The sequence below is a fragment of the Nostoc sp. UIC 10630 genome (assembly GCF_010747425.1).
GTDB lineage: Bacteria > Cyanobacteriota > Cyanobacteriia > Cyanobacteriales > Nostocaceae > Nostoc.
This window is the reverse complement of sequence record NZ_JAAGOG010000022.1, coordinates 1-19,011: the sequence shown is the minus strand read 5'-3', so window position 1 is coordinate 19,011 and position 19,011 is coordinate 1. Positions and strand designations below refer to the sequence as shown.

Sequence of the window (19,011 nt, the reverse complement as noted above, 5' to 3'; positions counted from 1 at the left end):
GTAATTACAACTGGTGCAATATGCCAGAGCAAACAAGCGGAAAGAGTAGATAATGAAGCTTCATATCATTTTGCACTTTAATTATGTTGTAGTTTTAGTTTGCCCAATTTTGAGTCAATAGATAACTCTAGCATCTGCCAAAAATCTTAATTGGGAACTACCACACTCACTACAGAGTTATGATAACTGAGTGATGAGTCAGGGTTTTGAATATCAATAAAGCATCAAGAAAAGAGATGAGGGCTTCCTATCTAGCTTTTATCAGCTCCAAGCCCTTGTGTCTCATACATCAAAAGTTCTCTAGTTTGCTAGGATTTGTAACTGTGATTTTAGTGGTCAATGACTCACAACTAAAGTTTTACTTGATTAACACTTTCATTCTACTTCCAGCAAAACTGTCTTCTGTCTTTGTTTTGTTCAGTAGGAATAACAACAGATACTTATTGCTTGACCAGGTTTTTAACTTTCAGACTTATTATAACTAGGTGAAGATGTATTATTTACGCATGAAATTGAGATAATATCAATTCGCTATTGTTCGCTTTTTCTGTAGGTTATAAGACATATCAAAAACTGATTTATTACCCATTACATAGTATTGTATTCGACGTTTAATAATATTGTTCAACTGGGAAATAAAAACAGAAAAGAAGTGCGGATTTTTAATGATTTCTCTTAATGCTGTCAACCATCTTCTTTGCTTTATAGGCACTACAACTTGATAGTAAGCTAGATGTTTTTTATAGGATGCAAGATTATAAGATAGAGCAAGCATTAAAGCTGGATTGTTTTTCACCCTTTCTTGTTGCATGAAAGAATTAGTAGCTATGCAGCATTGATTTAGACGTGATAATATACTTTGACGTACAAGAGAAATAGGGCGTGAGCGGTAGAAATAATAGGGTTCTGGCACAATAAAAAAGCGGGCACCATTGATTAGGCATTCCACATCAAACCAAAAATCTTCAGCCATGCTCACAGTTTCATCGTATAGAATGCCGTGCTTAAGTAAAAATTCTCGTTTGAATATAGGCTTGCTTAAACCAAAAGGCAACACTGGTTCTCCATAGACACCACTTTCTACAAAAGAAATGAGATCAATTTGGAGAGCTTCATCTAGATACTCTCCATTTTCTTGAATAAATGTACTCCAAGGAGATGTTGCGCCATCGTGGATTAAATAGAGATCGTCAGCAATTATGTCTGCATTTGTTTTTGCTGCCAGCAACAGAAGTTTTTCTAATCTTTCAGGAGCATACCAATCATCTGAATCAAGAACAGCAACCCATTCTCCTTTAGCTGCTTTGATGGCACGATTACGCGCAGCAGAAACTCCAAGGTTTTGTTGATTAACTATTACTTTGAGGCGTTGGTCAGTAAAACTTTTAGCGACTTCTACAGTTTTATCACTTGAACCATCATCGACTATGATGACTTCAATATCATTGAGCGTTTGCTCTAAGGCTGACTGTATCGCCTTCGCAATATAAGCTTCAGTATTGTAAGCAGGAATAATGACGGATACTTTAGGATTCATAAAACTGAACTCCTGATTACACAGTTAATTAATAGTCCTAAGATTATGAAGATAATTTTGATAACTTCCTCTTTACTATACAACTAAGTAGTCGGTAGGGCAAACGCATCTAAAATTACTCTTTATCGCAACCAACATTAAAAACCAACGTAAAATGCTTATTTTTCGTTTGGTTTAGTTTGCAAAATCAAAGCGATGTCTAGGACGGGCTATGACACTCTCTACGAGACGCTGTGCGTAGCTTGCTTCTTTGCAGCAGGACGAATACTCGCTATCGATGTCGCTTAAATTTTTATCAATAAATAAGTCTTAATGAGATTTTTAACTTTATTGAGAATAAATTAGTTTTGTTGATATTATGTGTTGCCTTAAGTAAGTTGGTGAAAATAAACTTGAACATTGCCAAACCATTACGTTGCTAGAGTTAATTTAGACAATATGGCTTCAGTTTACAGGTTAGACTTACAGCAGTGAGGTCATTGCTCTTAGGTTGATTGACGCTCTAGGCTAACTTCCATTGTGTTAGTTAAAAAATGACCAGCCAAGATACCACTACTTAGGTAATATCTATCTTCGGAAATCCGATGTAGGGTTTCAAAGCCACTACGACGTTGACGATCGCCTAGTACCCAGTAACGCTGCACAATAGTATCTAGACCAATCCAGCCTTCACCTTCAACTTGCCCCAAAATATTATGTTGTAGTAAAAAAGTATACTGGCGCTCTCCCTCATGCAATCGTCCTTTGTATTGTAGAGAGATTTCTGAGCGATCGCTACCAGGAAATATCAGCTTTGTAGCCATAGTGAACCAGTTATCTCGATTCCAAGCTACCAAGGTCATACCCTTGACGCTGATTGGCATACCATTTCGTTCCAGCCAATTTCCTTGCATTGCCCAGCGTCCTGGTTCCAATAAAAAAGTATGAGCCACCTTATATATTCCCTGTCTTGATCGAGTACCGCCAAGATTACAGTTATAGCAGTGCTGTACATGAATAGCGGGGCGTTTAGTCCGTCCTGAGTGAATAATGAAGAAATTTTTTATTGTTTCTGTCTGTTTCAGAACTCAGGACTGACTTTGGTGAATTTCTCCCAAAAGCACTTCTTGAGGTGCCCCAGTAGCAGTAGGTAGATTGCCAGGAATGCCCAAATGCCGCCAGTAGGCTAAAACTGCAAAAGCGATGGCTTCTTTAAAATCTGCATTTAACCCAACTTCATCTGTAGCCAATACTGGGATTGATGCCAACAATAACTCTAATCGACGTTTCAAATAGAGATTGCGGCTACCACCACCACATAATAGTACTCGTTGTGGCATTTCTGGCAAAAAAGTGCGGTAACTATGAACAATCGAAGCAGCTGTCAGTTCCGTCAGAGTTGCCAGTATATCAGCAGCATTGAGTTGGTATTCTTGGGCATCTTTTAAACACTGATGTAGATAAGTCACACCAAATAACTCCCGACCAGTAGATTTGGGCGGTGATAAATGAAAGTAATCTTGGTTGAGCCATTGTTCTACCAAAGGATGGCAAGGAGTACCACTTGCTGCCCAATTGCCATTTTCATCGTAAGTTTTAGCACCAGCGCTTAAATGCTCTACCGCCAGATCCAACAGACTATTTCCTGGGCCAGTATCCCAAGCGCGAATTTTTGAGAGCCAGTCACCATGCCGAGGCGGAATATAAGCTACATTACCTATACCACCAATATTTTGAATACAACGCCCTTCTTCAGGATGACTGAGCAAATAGGCATCTACTCTGGGCACGAGAGGCGCACCATGACCACCAATAGCGATATCAGCAACGCGGAAGTTGCTCACAGTTGTAATGCCCGTAAGATAGGCAATCAATTCACCCCGCCCTAGTTGGAGACTATAACCCAAAGGAGTGCTAAGTGCTGAATGAGGAGTGAGCATTTCTCTCCCCCTGTTTCTCTGCTTCCCTGCTCCCCCTGCTCCTTCTTTGGGTGGTCGATGATAAACCGTCTGACCGTGAGAGCCAATGAGAGTAGCTAGCTGATGACCAATTTGAATATTTTGGGCGGCTTGGGCAAAGACTTGGGCGATCGCATCATCTATTTCTGCCAATTCTGCCATTGAGATGGCAACGCCTGCACCAACCGCTAGTATTTTCTCTCTGAGTTCAGATGGATAAGGATATGTTTTACCGGCTAGTAACTCAACTTTAAGATCCAATTCTGTACCGGAAATCTCTACCAACACAGTGTCTATGCCATCTACGGATGTGCCACTAATTAAACCGATAACGCGAGTAGAGACAGCAGCTTTTTCAGTCGGATGCATTGTTCAAGATTTTTTTTGGATTGCAAGAGGTAGTTTAATTCATGCTACTACCCATGTCAAAAAAAGTAAGGTGGCATAGTTGATTGGAAAAAGATGAATTTTGGGGGAAAGGGTAAGAGGCAGTCGACAGAATAACGTCGTATTCCCTTGAAGTCAAAAGAATAATTTTGAAATTACAGCAATTCCAGAGTTATGAAATGTATGAGACCTATCTGGATGTATTGTGAAAAATGATGTAATTGGTTCTCATAAAAAGATTATGAAGTTAATCACACAGCAAAATGCAGGTTATTTAATAACCTTAAAGAAGAAAGACGCAAGTTAATCTTGAGCTTGATGTGGAAAAACTATTGAGCCAATGGATAAGCACGGATTTTCATGTGTTTGGTATAGCAAAATGCCTAATCTAATCTTGATTTCGAACTTTAAAAATATAAACTGTGTGCGAATCAAAAAATAGCACTTTTTATAAATAAAGCTTATTTACAATTGTTCACTGATAACTTCGCAATTTCTACATAAAGCTATAGACATCGTACAACATAACATCAGTGATTATCCTCTAAATAAAATCCAATAGCCTGCATTTCTATCTGGTTATAGTCAAATCAAAAAAGTAGTAATACTTCTGATGTTGGAATCTAGAAGTACATTGCACAATGAGGCTATGAACACGAAAGATTAAAAAACGAAAAAGGATTGTCAAATGAAAAATCTTTTAATTAAGTCTGCGATCGCTTCTGGTGTTGTTTTGTCCTTAGCTACTGTTAGCCGTCCTGTAATGGCTGCGTCTTTTGCGGTATCAATAGAAAACGCAGGCGTACAAAATGCACAATTATCAAATCTTGTTAATGCTAATGTGCAAACTTTTGATGCACAAACACAAGGTTACAGTGCAACAGGATTTCAATGGAATAATGGAACAACAAATATTGGCAGCTATCAGAATACTCTGGTCATGGATGCAGAACAATATGGTGGTGCTGGTGGAACAGGCAAGTATTTTGATGTAGACACGAATAGATCGGGTAATGGTCAAAAAGTTTCTACCCTCAATTTGACAACCCCACAAAGCTACTTTGGGCTTTGGTGGTCTGCTGGAGATGCTAGCAACGTACTTACATTTCTTTCACAAGGTCAGGTTGTTTATACTATGACCACCGCTGACGTGGTTAACTATATCGCAAAACTACCAAATAAAGATAGCTACTACGGTAATCCTAATTCGGCATTCCTAAATCAGGATAAGGGAGAACCCTTTGCTTTCATCAACTTCTACGATGTTGGTGGAACTTTTGATCAAGTTCAATTCACCAATATTGGCGGAACTGGTTTTGAATCAGATAATCACACAGTCGCCAGTAGTTACAAGAGTATCACTGGTAATATTGTTACTCAAGCAGTGCCTGAGTCTTCTTCTTTATTAGGAGTTTTTGCAATTGGTTTTGTGGGTGCTGCTTCAGTTATGATTCGTCAAGTCAAGAAAAAGTCAGTTTTGCAATTATCATAAGTCTAGTGGCTTGCAAACAAGATAATTTTTAGCTTACATTAAGTATCTTCTGCACTTCTGATGATAATTAAGAGAATATCACTCTCAAGTGAGCGCCACTTTAATAGCACTGCTTTAAAGCAATTCTATTAAAGACACCAATTTTAGCTCAGTAAGATTTGCCTGATTTTCTCTATGCCTTACTCCCAGGCTCCACTTCGCGTAGTGTGCCGTAGGCAGGATTTCAGAAGTTCCAGCAAAAAGTCAACATTAAACACAAGTTAGGGTGAGCTTACTTAGGTAAACTCACCCTAATTGTTTTGCTATTTATTTTATGGGCAACCACTCTACAACATTTAGATAATGCCTAGATTGCCTTCTGCTTAAAGATATTGGCATTACCCAGCCTAAAAGCTTAACTTGGCATAGAACTGATCCTAAAGCCTAAGTTTTAAGAATCGATATCATAGAAAAGTAGATAAAACTTAAAAAATATTTATCGAATGGCGTTTCAATCATCTGGCTTGTCCAAGGTCAAAGACTCATTCACACAAAAAATCTTCTTGGGTAATGAACCCAATGCGGAGTTAATTGCAATTCTCACCGTTTACTTTGTTCAAGGAATTTTAGGGCTATCGCGTTTAGCCGTGAGCTTTTTCCTCAAAGATGAACTGTTGCTGAGTCCAGTCCAGGTGTCGGCGCTATTGGGAATTGTCTTCCTACCTTGGATGATCAAGCCAGTGTTTGGTTTTATCTCTGATGGCTTACCTATATTTGGTTATCGTCGTCGTCCTTACTTGATTTTATCTGGGATACTGGGAACTGCTTCCTGGATGAGTTTGGCCACAATAGTTCATACTAGCTGGGCGGCTACGTTAGCGATCGCTCTTGGTTCTCTTAGTGTCGCCATGAGTGATGTGATAGTTGACTCGCTAGTTGTGGAACGTGCCAGAGGTGAATCCCAAGCAAAAGCCGGTTCACTACAATCTGTATGCTGGGGTGCTTCTGCGATCGGAGGTTTAATAACAGCATACTTTAGCGGTCTGCTGCTTCAATACTTTACTACCCGTACTGTCTTTGGAATTACCGCCTTATTCCCTCTTATTGTCTCAGGGGTAGCTTGGTTAATTGCTGAATCTCCCGTTAGTAAAGATACTAATGAGAGTAATCAAACTAACCCTTTACCAATCAAACATCAACTGAAGCAACTACGCCAAGCTATTACCCAAAAAACAATTTGGCTACCAACGGCTTTTGTCTTCATCTGGCAAGCTACCCCAAATGCTGAATCAGCCTTTTTCTACTTCTCTACCAACGAATTACACTTTGAACCAGAATTTTTGGGGCGGGTAAACTTGGTGACAAGTTTCGCTTCTTTAGCAGGTGTTTGGATTTTTCAACGTTTCCTCAAAAGCATTCCTTTTCGCGTGATTTTTGCTTGGAGTACCGTCCTTTCTTCAATGTTAGGGATGACGATGCTGTTGTTAGTGACTCACACAAATCGGCTGTTGGGTATAGATGACCACTGGTTTAGTTTGGGCGATAGTCTTATTCTCACTGTGATGGGGAAAATTGCCTTTATGCAAGTCATGGTTCTAGCAGCAAGGCTTTGTCCCTCTGGAGTGGAAGCAACTTTATTTGCCTTGTTGATGTCGGTATTTAATTCAGCAGGAACGGTTTCCCAAGCATTGGGGGCATTACTCACCTATTGGCTAGGGATCACTGCAACTAATTTTGAGTCACTTTGGCTATTGGTGATAATTACTAACCTTAGTACACTGTTACCCCTACCATTTATCAACTGGCTACCTGCTGCTGAAGAGCAAGCTGAGACATCCAAAGATGGGGAACAAGCTTTCTTACCTGATTTGATGTCTGAGTTGGTACTAACAGAACCAGAGTCGGAAATAGTGGAATAGTGTAATAAATCCAAAGTCGAGTCAGTGCGCTGCCTCCCTGTTGCAACCTTGCTGCAACAAAATTTTTTTTAGGTGCTACATATTTTTGTACAAGATAACAATAAAAAACAAAGCTTATGCATTTGAAAAGTCAAGAAAGCCCGGTTACAGAAAAATCTTATACTCGTGCAGATTGGCAAGGTGGGTATCAATCTCTCACCCAAGAATTTGATTATTGGATTGATGAAATAGAAGGGCAAATTCCCAGAGAATTAGAAGGCACGCTATTTAGAAATGGCCCCGGTTTACTGGATGTAAATGGGCAATCTTTTCATCATCCGTTTGATGGAGATGGGATGATTAGCAAAATTACTTTTACCAACGGTCGTGCCCATTTTCGTAACCGCTTTGTTCGTACAACTGGGTATTTGGCAGAACAAAAGGCAGGAAAAATTCTTTATCGCGGTACTTTTGGTACTCAAAAACCCGGTGGTTGGCGAGCGAATATCTTTGACTTCAAACTCAAAAATATAGCTAATACAAATGTTATCTATTGGGGTGGTAAACTGCTAGCACTGTGGGAAGCTTCTGAAGCATATCATCTCGATCCCAACACTCTTGAAACTTTGGGAAATGAATATTTTAATGGTGCTTTGTCAGCAGGTGAAGCTTTCGCTGCTCATCCGCGCTTGCAAAAGAATTGTGAACAAGACGGGGGCGAACCTCGCCTAGTAAATTTCTCGATTAAGCCAGGATTATCTACCACCATTACTATTTTCGAGCTAAACTTAGTGGGTGAAATTGTTAGACAGCAAGCTCATAAGGTTCCCGGCTTCTGTTTCATTCACGATTTTGTTATTACTCCCAACTACTGCATCTTCTTTCAAAATCCTGTCACATTTAATCCCATACCTTTTGCCTTGGGAATACGTGCGGCAGGAGAATGTATCAAATTTCAACCAAATCAGCCAACTAAAATTATAATTATTCCCCGCTTTCCCAAAGAAGGGCAAGAAGAGATAAAATTTCTGGAAACTCAGTCGGGTTTCGTCTTCCACCACGTTAATGCTTTTGAGGTAGGAGAGGAAGTTTTGATTGATTCTATTTGCTACCAAGATTTACCAGAAGTGGAGCCTAAAAGCGATTTTCGACAAGTTGATTTTGAAGCTTCTTCACCTGGGCAACTTTGGCGATTTTATCTAAATCTCAAGAATGGGACAGTCCAGCGAGAATTGATTGATAGTCGCTGTTGCGAATTTCCCAGCATCCATCCGGCGAATGTGGGACACCCTTATCGATATCTATATATAGGTGCGGCTCATGCAGAGAGTGGTAATGCTCCCTTACAAGCGTTACTGAAAATTGATTTGCACTCTGGAGAAAAACAGTTTTGGAGTGCTGTACCCCGTGGTTTTGTGGGTGAACCGATTTTTGTCCCGCGCCCAGATTCTGAAAAGGAAGATGATGGTTGGGTATTAGCTTTAGTTTATGATGCTGCCCATCACCGCTCAGATTTGGTAATTTTGGATGCTAGTGATTTCTCTAAAGGAGTGATTGCAAGGCTACATCTTAAGCATCATATTCCCTATGGTCTGCATGGAAGCTTTACTTCTGAAGTTTTTGGAGAAATTTAATCTCTTATTTGGATGAAACCATTTTTTCACTGGCAATGATATGCAAATCGATATTTTTGAGCAAGCGCACCAATTTTTGCGTCAAAGATCCTTTGAGGAGCATTTGCCAGCGCGATCGCTGACTCTCTCCAATTACAATTTGGGTAATCCGATATTTCTCGGCGACTTCTGCGATCGCATTAGCTACGTTACTGTTGGTAACACGAAGAAAAGTACCTTCAAATTCGTTACAGAGTTTCTCACAAGTGTGGATGTGTAGGCTTTCCTCCTTGGTGAGGAACCGTTCTGGATCGGCAACAAACAAAGTATAAAGTGGGGCATTCATGTAGCTAGCTAACCTCGCACCCCGGCGTAACAACTGTACTGAGTTGGGATAGGTAGATACACACACCAAAACGCGCTCATGAATATTACAGGATTGTCCATTGTGGGTAGTAGCGATCGCATTTTCTTCTACGTTGTCTGCGACTTCGCGCAAAGCTAACTCTCGCAAAGCAATCAGGTTACGGCGTTGGAAAAAATTATCGAGGGATTGCTGGATTTTTTCGGATGCGTAAATCTTGCCTTCTAATAACCGTTCTTGCAGTGTTTCTGGCGTAACATCTACCACTAATATTTCATCCGCATCATCCAGAATTCTGTCAGGAACACGCTCACGGACTACAACCCCAGTAATTCTAGCTACTAAGTCATTAAGACTTTCCAAATGTTGCACATTCATTGTGGAGTAGACATCAATACCTGCTGCCAAAACTACTTCTACATCTTCGTAGCGTTTTTCGCGTGGGGAACCAGGGACGTTGGTATGGGCAAGTTCATCGATTAAGGCTAATTGGGGCGATCGCTTTAAAATAGCATCTGTATCCATATCCGTTAGTGTCAACTCACCACAAAGATATTGCTTACGGGGTAAAATCTCCAGTCCCTCTGCCTTCTCCTCCGTATCCTTGCGTCCGTGAGTTTCCAAAAGCCCAACGATGACATCAATTCCTTCTTGTTTAAGTGCGTGTCCCTCTTCTAGCATCCGGTAGGTTTTGCCTACTCCAGGAGCCATACCAATAAATATTTTATGTTTACCCCGCCGTCGTGCCGGATAAAGTGAGTAACTTCTAGAATTTAAAGGTGCAGTGCCATTCGAACCAGTATTATTATCTGACATTTCATTCTTGGTTTCTATCGCAATCCTATTTCATCGGAAAACAGCGCTTTCCCCATGCTTCTTATAAATACTGTTAGCAGTAGTAATGCGTTTAGCCCGTGGTGAATAGTAAATCTGATTTCTTTGCTCACAACTCGCAACTGTTTTGCCCAATGCCCAATGCCCAATTCCCAATGCCCTATGCCCTATGCCCATTTATTGATTTTGCTGACGATTAATATCTTGCAAGTCAAGAGCATAATTCAATCGGAGAACATTGACTCCTGGCTCACCAAAAATCCATAAAAATCTGCCATCGGTATACTTGTTAATTAAACGTAGAATCTCATCTTCTTTAACTCCCCTTGCACCTGCAACCCGCGTCAATTGCTGTCGTGCTGCTTTGAAGGAAATATGCGGATCTAAACCAGAACCAGAGGTATAAATCATATCAGCGATCGGTTGAAGATTTTCGTCTCGCAATTGATTTGCCTCTTCTAGAATCCGCTTTAGTAGCTCTGGATTACTAGCAGCAAGATTGCTGGCTCCAGATATGCCAGTTGGCTTTGCTTTTTTTCCTTGGCTATATCTAACAGTACTGGGACGAGGATGGAAATATCGCTCAGATGTGAATAGCTGACCAATCAAAGCTGAACCAATTGGTTCATTATTTAGATTCAGCATAATGCTGCCATTCGCTTGATAGGGCAAAAAAACTTGACCCACTACAAGAATGATCAGAGGATAGATGATTGCAGTCAACAACCAAAGCATTAGAGTTATAAAAATTGCTCTGATAGTTTCTCGAATAATAGCCATAAAAACTTTTCCAATTATTACTAAAATTAATTTTTAATTTTAATTCTTTTACCCAATTAGAACGATGTTCAAAGATGCTGCTGCTAACAGCATAAATATCTAGGGCAATTACCACATTCAAGCACAGCAGGATAAAAATAGCGAGTGTGAGTGTTGTTTAAGCAATTGCGACCAAACAAAGAACATCGCCTGTATCAGATTTATCGACAAAAACTTTTCCCAAACATCGACCTGTTTATTCATATTCTTTTGGTTCTCTCTCTCAACGGTAAAAGTAAAAATGTTTATTATTTTACTTTGGTCAAGATGCGCTCGTTTCGCAGCGTCTCTACTTTTTCTATCCTTAAGCCAAACCTACAAGTGTAATCAGTATGTCTATCAACTTAATGGCGATAAATGGCGCAATCACCCCACCTAAGCCATAAATTAAGATATTGCGTTGGAGTAGCTGATTAGCTGTCAGTGGCCTAAACCGCACACCCTTCAATGCTAAGGGAATCAAAGCTGGAATAATCAAAGCATTATAAATCAGCGCTGATAGTACAGCAGACTTAGGGCTAGTCAAATTCATAATATTCAGGCTTTGTAGATTAGCAGCGACAAATATCACTGGGATAATTGCAAAATATTTAGCAATATCATTAGCGATAGAAAATGTCATCAAAGCTCCGCGAGTAATCAACAATTGTTTACCAATGCTAATAATATCGATCAGCTTTGTCGGATCGGAGTCCAAATCTACCATGTTGGCGGCTTCTTTTGCAGCTTGTGTCCCTGTATTCATGGCAACGCCGACGTTAGCTTGGGCTAATGCGGGAGCATCGTTAGTCCCATCTCCTGTCATGGCAACTAGTTTACCTGCTGCTTGTTCCTTTTTAATGACACTGATTTTGTCTTCTGGTGTGGCTTCAGCGATGAAGTCATCCACTCCAGCTTCTTTAGCAATGACAGAAGCTGTAATTTGGTTGTCTCCAGTTAGCATGATGGTACGCACTCCCATCCGTCGCAGTTGCTCAAAGCGATCGCGGATACCAGGTTTAACTATATCTTTGAGATAAATAACCCCATAGATTTCGTTATCTAGGCTAACTGCTAAGGGCGTACCTCCCAAGCGAGAAACTCGTTCGTAGGCAGCATCCAATTCTGGCGTATCGCGTCCGTTGCGAGAACGGACAAATCCTTTAATGGCTTCTACTGCTCCCTTCCTTGCCTCATACCCACCAGGTAAGTTAGTCCCACTCATCCGTGTTTTGGCGGAAAAATCAACTCCTTCTGCCTGGTTGGAGTCGAAATCAAACCGTGTTACTAGTCTTTCTGCCAGTCGAATAATGGATTTACCTTCTGGCGTATTGTCAAAAACACTAGCTGCCCACGCAACATTAGCAATTTCTGATATTGAATGACCGTTGATAGGGATAAACTCTTCCGCCAAACGGTTGCCGAGGGTAATTGTACCTGTCTTATCAAGAACTAAAGTGTTTACATCACCACAGGCTTCGACTGCTTTTCCGGAAGTGGCAATGACGTTAAATTGGGCAACTCGATCCATACCAGCAATACCGATGGTACTGAGTAAGCCGCCAATGGTTGTAGGAATTAATGCCACTAATAGGGCAATTAAAGTTGGTATGCTGACTGGACTATTGACATAGTAAGCAAGTGCGGGCAGAGTTACCACGACTAACAAAAATACTAAGCTGAGAACTGCCAACAATACTGTCAGGGCAATTTCATTGGGTGTTTTGCTGCGTTCTGCCCCTTCTACTAAGGCAATCATCCGGTCAATAAAGCCTTTACCGGGGTCAGTAGTGATGCGGATAATTAATTCATCTGAGATAATCCGCGTCCCACCAGTGACAGAACTGGAAACATCAGAGCCTGATTCTTTTAATACTGGTGCAGATTCTCCAGTAATTGCCGATTCATCTACTGAGGCAACGCCCATAATTACCTCGCCATCGGCGGGAATGATATCGCCAGCAACGACGTAGATGTTATCGCCCTGTCTCAGGCTGGTGGATGAAACTTCACTAATTGTGCCGTCGGGAGCGAGTTTTTTAGCGATCGCCTCTGATTTGGTTAATCGCAAGGCATCAGCTTGAGCTTTACCCCGCCCTTCTGCCAATGCTTCAGCAAAATTGGCAAACCAAACTGTAAAGAATAAAATCCCCGACAGTAAGCCATTGAAAAGTTGCGGGTTCTTTTGTAGGGCTGGGCCAAATAAATTGGGATCAATCGTGAGCAATAGAATGATGATTGTCCCCACCCAAACCACAAATATTACTGGATTTTTGATTACATACTTAGGATTGAGCTTGACAAAAGCATCTCTAATTGCCCTTAAGTACAGCCACTTTTTACTTGTCCTTGCTTTTTTACGTCCTTGACGGCGATCGCCAGAACGAGGATTTGGCCGTCTAGCTCTGAAGTTAGTTGCCACTTGATTCATGAATAAAGTTAGGAGTTAAAAGTTAAAAATTAGGAGTTAGGAGTTAGAAGTTAGGAGTTTCCAATAAAAAATACATCCAACCTTTAGGGCACACTATGCGATCGCTAACACAATGCCAAAGCGATGCTCGTTCCTACCTACCTCTGTTCGCGTTCGATTGTCACCAGAAGGACGGACGATCGAACGCGAACAAGGTGTCGTAGACAAGACTCGCTAACACCAGTCGCCTACGGTAGGAAACCCTCCTACAGCGATGGATTCAGCACAAAGCACTGGCTCCCCTACAAAACAGGATAATTTATTTATTTTTTGGTATTCTCTTAATTCCAGACTTATAACTCATAAATTTTCTAATTGCCAGATGCTAGTTTCAAACCCTCAGCTATGGGGCCTAAAGCTAAAACGGGAAAGAAAGTCAATACTCCCAAAACCAATGTCACTCCAGCAGTGATACCAGTAAATACTAGAGAATCAGTTCTTAGGGTACCAAGGGTTTCTTGTACTTGTTGTTTGCGAGACATACCGTCAGCTAACAGCAGGATGGCAATTATCGGAATGTAGCGTCCTCCTATTAAGCTAACTAAAGTACTCAAGTTCCACCACAGGGTGTTATCTCTCAACCCTTCCAAGCCGGAGCCATTATTTGCGGCGGCTGAGGCGTATTCATAAACTACTTGAGAAATACCGTGATAGCCAGAGTTACTAATTCCAGAGAGAGAGATGGGATAAGCCAGGGCGATCGCACTGGGAATCAAAACTAGAATTGGGTGAATCAACAACACGACGCTGGCGAGGACAATTTCGCGTTTTTCAATTTTGCGTCCTAAAAACTCTGGGGTGCGTCCTGCCATTAGTCCAGTTAGGAACACTGTAAGAATTAAGTAAATAAATAAGTAAGCTGTTCCAGTGCCCTGACCACCCCAAATAACCTGGATAAACAAGTTGAAGAGAGTCGAAAATATTCCTTGGGGCATCAAAGAATCGTGCATCCCATTCACAGCGCCAGACATAGTAGCAGTAGTCATAACTGCCCAAAATGCTGTTTGTAACCAGCCAAACCGCACTTCTTTCCCCTCTAAATTGGGTTGTTCTAATCCAAAGGCGTTATTAACTAGGGGATTACCTTGCAATTCTCCCACGGCTGTCACTCCCACCAGAACGACAAAAATCACAAACACCATCCAAAAAAGCAGCCAAGCTTGTTTGATGTTGTTGGCGAATATACCGTAGGTGTAAATTAAGGCTGCTGGGATAGAAATCATGGCGATCATTTCTATCAAGTTAGAAGCGCCATTGGGATTTTCAAAAGGATGTGCTGAGTTTACGCCAAAAAAGCCACCGCCATTCTCGCCCAAAAGTTTGATCATTTCAAAGGATGCCACCGGGCCTCTGGCAAGATATTGTGTCCCGCCTTCTAAGGTTCTCACATCCATAGTCTTCGCTAATGTTTGTGGTACACCTGTTAGAAGCAAAGCGATCGCTCCAATAATCGAAATCGGTAGCAATATGCGCGTAATTGCACGGACAATATCGACATAAAAGTTTCCTAACCTTCTACCCGTCAGCCCGCGAATAAAGGCAATTCCCACAGATAAACCGGTGGCTGCGGAGGTAAACATCAAAAAGCCTAAAGCAGCTACCTGGCTAAAATAGCTTAAGGTTGTCTCACCAGCATAGTGCTGCTGGTCGGTATTAGTTACAAAGGAAATGGTTGTATGCAGTAATACATCCCAACTGGGCGCACCGAAACCGTTAGGATTCCAGGGCAACAGCCTCTGAAAATATAACAGTAAATACACTGAAATACCCATAATCAGGTTGCTGTACAGCACAGCCCGAATATACTGCGAACCCGTCATATCATCTTTTCTGCGAACACCCGCTAGTACGAACATACTTCGTTCTATGGGGTTCATTAAAAAATCCAGTAGTGTTCTTTCTCCCAAGAAGACATGGGCGATGTATCTACCAAGTAGCGGAGTAATTGCTATGACAATACACAGCGTTAAGCCAATTTGCAAAAAACCTTGTCCCATATATTTCGCGCCGGGTAAAATTTAAGTGCTAGCAAGCCAATTATTAGAAATAACAGATTAACTGTTGAAGTATTTGATTTGGAGGAATTTAGTGATATCTCATATCACCGCCATTTTTTAATCTAGATTTACTATTTTCAGTTATTGCTATCCAGATACTTGTTTAAATTATTGTTAAAAATATTTAATCTTTACTTTTAATTCATCTATTTTGCTAGTTAGTATTATTTGTTTATACAATACATTTTGGAAGTTTGCTACGTTCAAAGAATATAAATATTTAAGAGGATCTTATTAAATAAATGACGGTATGGGAAGGTTGTGTTAGATACTCTGGCCCTTGTGGACAACTACCCAGTCCCCAATCCTCAGCCCCCAGTCCCCTTTTTTGCATCTGGACAATCGTAATTTTCGGGTTAATGCTCAAGTGAATATTTGCAGATATAGATTGCAGATAAATCATAATCGCTGAATTAAATAGTTGTAAAGATTGTAGGATAAAGATTTTTTAGTAAATCAGAAATGACGATATTAAGTCGATTAGTGGCTATGAAAGAAGCTATAAATGGGCGTGGGGAGACTTATGGGCTAATAGCGATCGCCTTTGCGATCGTCATAGGCTTAGAATATTTGACACCACCTGAGTACGTATTTGGCTACCTCTACACAGGGACAATTTTGTTAGCAGATTCTCGATTGAGTCGGAAAGCAGTATTGGTGATCACTCTTGCCGCTACAGGATTAACATTATTGAATTTGTTTATCCCCGGAAGAGAAATAATTGATCCCCCAACGTTGGCAAATCGGCTGATTGCAGTATTGGCGTTGATGGTAACGGGTTGGTTAAGCGATCGCAACCACCGCAATGAAGAAGCGATCGCTTATACCCAAGCACAATTACGCTCCCAAGAACAACTAGCTATTATGCGTGAAGATTTTGTTTCTACCCTAACGCATGATTTGAAAACACCCCTATTAGGAGCAATTGAAACGCTGAAATATTTTCAAAATGAGCAATTTGGTGAAATCACGCCAATGCAAGCAAAAGTCCTCCAAACTATGGCTCGTAGTCATCGGAGTACACTGCAATTAGTCCAAACTCTTTTAGATGTATACCGCAATGATGCCGAAGGGCTGAAACTACAGATATCACCCGTTAACTTGGCAACTGTGGCAGAGGAGGTAATCGCTACCCTGGCTGAACTAGCGAGAACACGTCAGGTTTATATTTCTCTACACTATGGCGAATCAGATTTTCGTAGCTTTCTCTGGGTAAATGGCGATCCTTTGCAACTGGGGCGAGTCTTCACCAATCTCCTGAGTAATGGTATTAACCATACCCCCCGTGGCGGTAAAGTGGAAGTGGTACTTGAAGGTTATTCTAGCGATCAAGTGGTAAAAATACTTGATACTGGTTCCGGCTTTACAGAAGAAGAATTACCCCACTTATTTGAGAGATTTTATCAAGGACATAGCGATCGCCACGTCTCAGGATCGGGACTAGGGCTTTATTTAACCAGGCAAATTATCGCTGCTCATGGGGGTACAATTTGGGCAGAGAATCGCTCACCACGGGGAGCAATGTTTGGTTTTCGACTCCCAGCTTGTCCACCACCGGGAGTAGGGGAGCAGGGGAGGCAGGGGATATTGACCAATGACCAATGACCAATGACTAATGACAAATGACCAATGACCAATAACAAATGACAAAAATCTTACTAGTTGAAGACGATGAGTTGTTTCGGCTTGGTCTGCGGATGCGTTTGCAGCAAGAAACTACTTTGGAGATTGTTGCAGAAGCAGAAGATGGGGAACAAGCTGTAGAATTGGCAAATCGCTATCCCCTGGATTTGGTTTTGCTAGATATAGGTTTACCGGGCATTGGTGGGATTGAAGCTTGCCGCCAAATCAAGCAGAAGCACCCAAATTTACCAATTCTGGTTTTAACATCTCGTTCTGAGAAACCTCTGATTTCACGCTTAATTGCGGCTGGGGCCCAAGGTTACTGTCTGAAAGGTATTCCTGCTGAGTCTCTGATCTTGGCAGTGCGATCGGTTGCAGCTGGCGCTTCATGGTGGGATCAAACGGCAACAACAGAGATTAGAGCAGCTTTTGAGGGCAATTCTACTGCGGCGCTGCCTGCAAAAACTGAGGGAAACCTAGAAAATCCCCTAACGAAGCGCGAGCAAGAAATTTTGGCACTGGTAGCAGCTGGCAAAAGCAATCAAGAAATTGCTGATATTCTCTACATTGCCCCTGGTACAGTGCGGGTTCATGTTCATGCTATTTTGCAGAAACTAGAAGTACGCGATCGCACTCAAGCCGCAGTCTTAGCGATCCAAAAAGGATTGGTAGCACCAGAATTGTTGATTAATTAGATTAAAATTCAATCTTAAATACTTTTGTAGTAAGGACTTTAGTCCTCAGATATTCAAGCACTGAAGTGCTTACTACAAACCTATCAATGGACTATTTCAGATAAACCAGATTTCTCAATCTTTTAGCCCAAGAAAATCACATAATATTTAATGGGTCTACATCAATAGTTAGGCTAACAGACGAAGGACAAAGCGATCGCACTTCTTCCCAATCTGGCAATTGTGGTAATGCATCGGGAGCAAATTTAATCAATATTTGCCAGCGATAACGATTAGCTACTCTTAAAATACTCGCTGGTGCTGGGCCTAATATCTCGAATTCTTCTTCTGTACTCAAGGCTGTAGCAATAATTTGCGCGGTATTTTGCACTTGAATGGGATCGAGACTACTTAAGCGCAACAAAATTAACCGCCCATAAGGGGGATAATTGAGGGCTTGGCGTTGTTCTAACTCAGCTTGGGAGAAAGAGTGATAATCGTGCGATCGCACTGCTGCAATTACCTGATGTTCTGTAGTGTAAGTTTGTACAATCACCCTCCCCGGATCATCGCCTCTACCAGCACGTCCAGCGACTTGAGTCAAGGTTTGAAATGCCCGTTCACTGGCGCGATAATCTGATAAATTTAGCAATCCATCGGCGGCGACAACGCCCACAAGTGTCACCTGTGGTAAATCCAAACCTTTGGTGAGCATTTGTGTACCCACTAATAAATCTGCTTCGCCGTTGGCAAACTGGGTGAGTAGGGTACGGTGTGAGCCTTTATTACGCGTGCTATCGCTATCAAAACGAATATATTTTAAGTCTCGGAACTGTCGATCTAATTCCTGCGTTACTCGTTGAGTACCGCTACCGAAAAATTTCAGGTAAGGGGAACTACAATCGGGGCAGAATTTGGGATGCGATCGCGCATAATTACAATAATGACAGCGCAATAATTCCGGCGCTTTTTCTTCGGTGTGGTGGTACGCCAGTGACACATCACAATGCGGGCATTCCAACACATACCCACAACTGCGGCATGAGACAAAAGTACTGTGTCCCCGACGATGGATAAATAAAATTCCCTGTTGTTTTCTCTCTTGCAACTGTTGCAAAGCTTCTTGCAGCGATCTACTAAATATAGAACGATTTCCCTGCTGCAACTCTTGCCGCATATCGACTATTTCCACAGGCGGTAAAGGGCGAGAATTGATGCGTTCGGGCAAACTTAAATAATGAGTGCTGAGTGATGTTAGCGGTAGCGGGGCGTTTAGCCCGTGCTGAGTTAAGAGTTGTTAGTTATGAAGCAGCTTTCCATTCAAAACTTTTAACTCCTAACTCCTCAC

The 19,011-nt window shown here is 41.5% G+C and carries 12 protein-coding genes and 1 pseudogene; 5 read left to right on the top strand and 8 right to left on the bottom strand.

Annotated features, from left to right (window positions below; genetic code table 11):
• Positions 1-523: 523 nt before the first annotated feature.
• From G1O98_RS08400 to G1O98_RS08390, 3 genes are all read right to left on the bottom strand, one after another.
• Positions 524-1,537, bottom strand: coding sequence for a glycosyltransferase family 2 protein (locus G1O98_RS08400; protein ID WP_163928400.1), 1,014 nt, complete (start codon positions 1,535-1,537; stop codon positions 524-526).
• Between the two features lie 485 nt (positions 1,538-2,022).
• The gene (locus tag G1O98_RS08395; protein ID WP_114083579.1) at positions 2,023-2,469 is read right to left on the bottom strand and encodes a hypothetical protein; all 447 of its coding nucleotides are present in this window, start codon (positions 2,467-2,469) and stop codon (positions 2,023-2,025) included.
• Between the two features lie 135 nt (positions 2,470-2,604).
• Positions 2,605-3,843 carry an anhydro-N-acetylmuramic acid kinase gene (locus G1O98_RS08390; protein WP_163928398.1) on the bottom strand — a complete coding sequence of 413 codons (1,239 nt, stop codon included), beginning with the start codon at positions 3,841-3,843 and terminating at the stop codon, positions 2,605-2,607.
• Between the two features lie 706 nt (positions 3,844-4,549).
• On the opposite strand from G1O98_RS08390, the gene G1O98_RS08385 reads away from it, so the two are divergent.
• From G1O98_RS08385 to G1O98_RS08375, 3 genes are all read left to right on the top strand, one after another.
• Positions 4,550-5,353 carry a hypothetical protein gene (locus G1O98_RS08385; protein ID WP_163928396.1) on the top strand — a complete coding sequence of 268 codons (804 nt, stop codon included), beginning with the start codon at positions 4,550-4,552 and terminating at the stop codon, positions 5,351-5,353.
• 482 nt (positions 5,354-5,835) lie between these two features.
• Positions 5,836-7,251: a folate/biopterin family MFS transporter gene (locus tag G1O98_RS08380; RefSeq protein WP_163928394.1), complete on the top strand. Its 1,416-nt coding sequence runs from the start codon at positions 5,836-5,838 to the stop codon at positions 7,249-7,251.
• A 116-nt stretch (positions 7,252-7,367) separates the two neighbouring features.
• Complete coding sequence (locus G1O98_RS08375) at positions 7,368-8,864, top strand: carotenoid oxygenase family protein (RefSeq protein WP_163928392.1); 1,497 nt, start codon at positions 7,368-7,370, stop codon at positions 8,862-8,864.
• A 4-nt stretch (positions 8,865-8,868) separates the two neighbouring features.
• On the opposite strand, the gene G1O98_RS08370 is transcribed toward G1O98_RS08375, so the two are convergent.
• The 4 genes from G1O98_RS08370 to kdpA form a co-directional block, all read right to left on the bottom strand.
• On the bottom strand, positions 8,869-10,023 hold the full coding sequence (locus tag G1O98_RS08370; RefSeq protein WP_175586589.1) for a universal stress protein: 1,155 nt from the start codon (positions 10,021-10,023) through the stop codon (positions 8,869-8,871).
• Between the two features lie 195 nt (positions 10,024-10,218).
• Complete coding sequence (gene kdpC, locus G1O98_RS08365; protein WP_012407111.1) at positions 10,219-10,821, bottom strand: K(+)-transporting ATPase subunit C; 603 nt, start codon at positions 10,819-10,821, stop codon at positions 10,219-10,221.
• A 343-nt stretch (positions 10,822-11,164) separates the two neighbouring features.
• On the bottom strand, positions 11,165-13,270 hold the full coding sequence (kdpB, locus tag G1O98_RS08360; protein ID WP_163928390.1) for a potassium-transporting ATPase subunit KdpB: 2,106 nt from the start codon (positions 13,268-13,270) through the stop codon (positions 11,165-11,167).
• A 350-nt stretch (positions 13,271-13,620) separates the two neighbouring features.
• Positions 13,621-15,306 (bottom strand): potassium-transporting ATPase subunit KdpA, encoded by a 1,686-nt coding sequence (gene kdpA, locus G1O98_RS08355; protein WP_163928388.1) that lies wholly within the window; start codon positions 15,304-15,306, stop codon positions 13,621-13,623.
• A gap of 522 nt (positions 15,307-15,828) precedes the next feature.
• Between kdpA and G1O98_RS08350 the strand changes: the two genes are divergently transcribed.
• Together G1O98_RS08350 and G1O98_RS08345 are read left to right on the top strand one after the other, a co-directional pair.
• Positions 15,829-16,971, top strand: coding sequence for a HAMP domain-containing sensor histidine kinase (locus G1O98_RS08350; RefSeq protein WP_163928386.1), 1,143 nt, complete (start codon positions 15,829-15,831; stop codon positions 16,969-16,971).
• A 38-nt stretch (positions 16,972-17,009) separates the two neighbouring features.
• Positions 17,010-17,684: a response regulator transcription factor gene (locus tag G1O98_RS08345; protein ID WP_163928384.1), complete on the top strand. Its 675-nt coding sequence runs from the start codon at positions 17,010-17,012 to the stop codon at positions 17,682-17,684.
• Between the two features lie 136 nt (positions 17,685-17,820).
• On the opposite strand, the pseudogene priA reads toward G1O98_RS08345, so the two are convergent.
• A pseudogene (priA, locus tag G1O98_RS08340) lies at positions 17,821-18,906 on the bottom strand (primosomal protein N'); the annotation flags it as partial.
• Positions 18,907-19,011 lie beyond the last annotated feature (105 nt).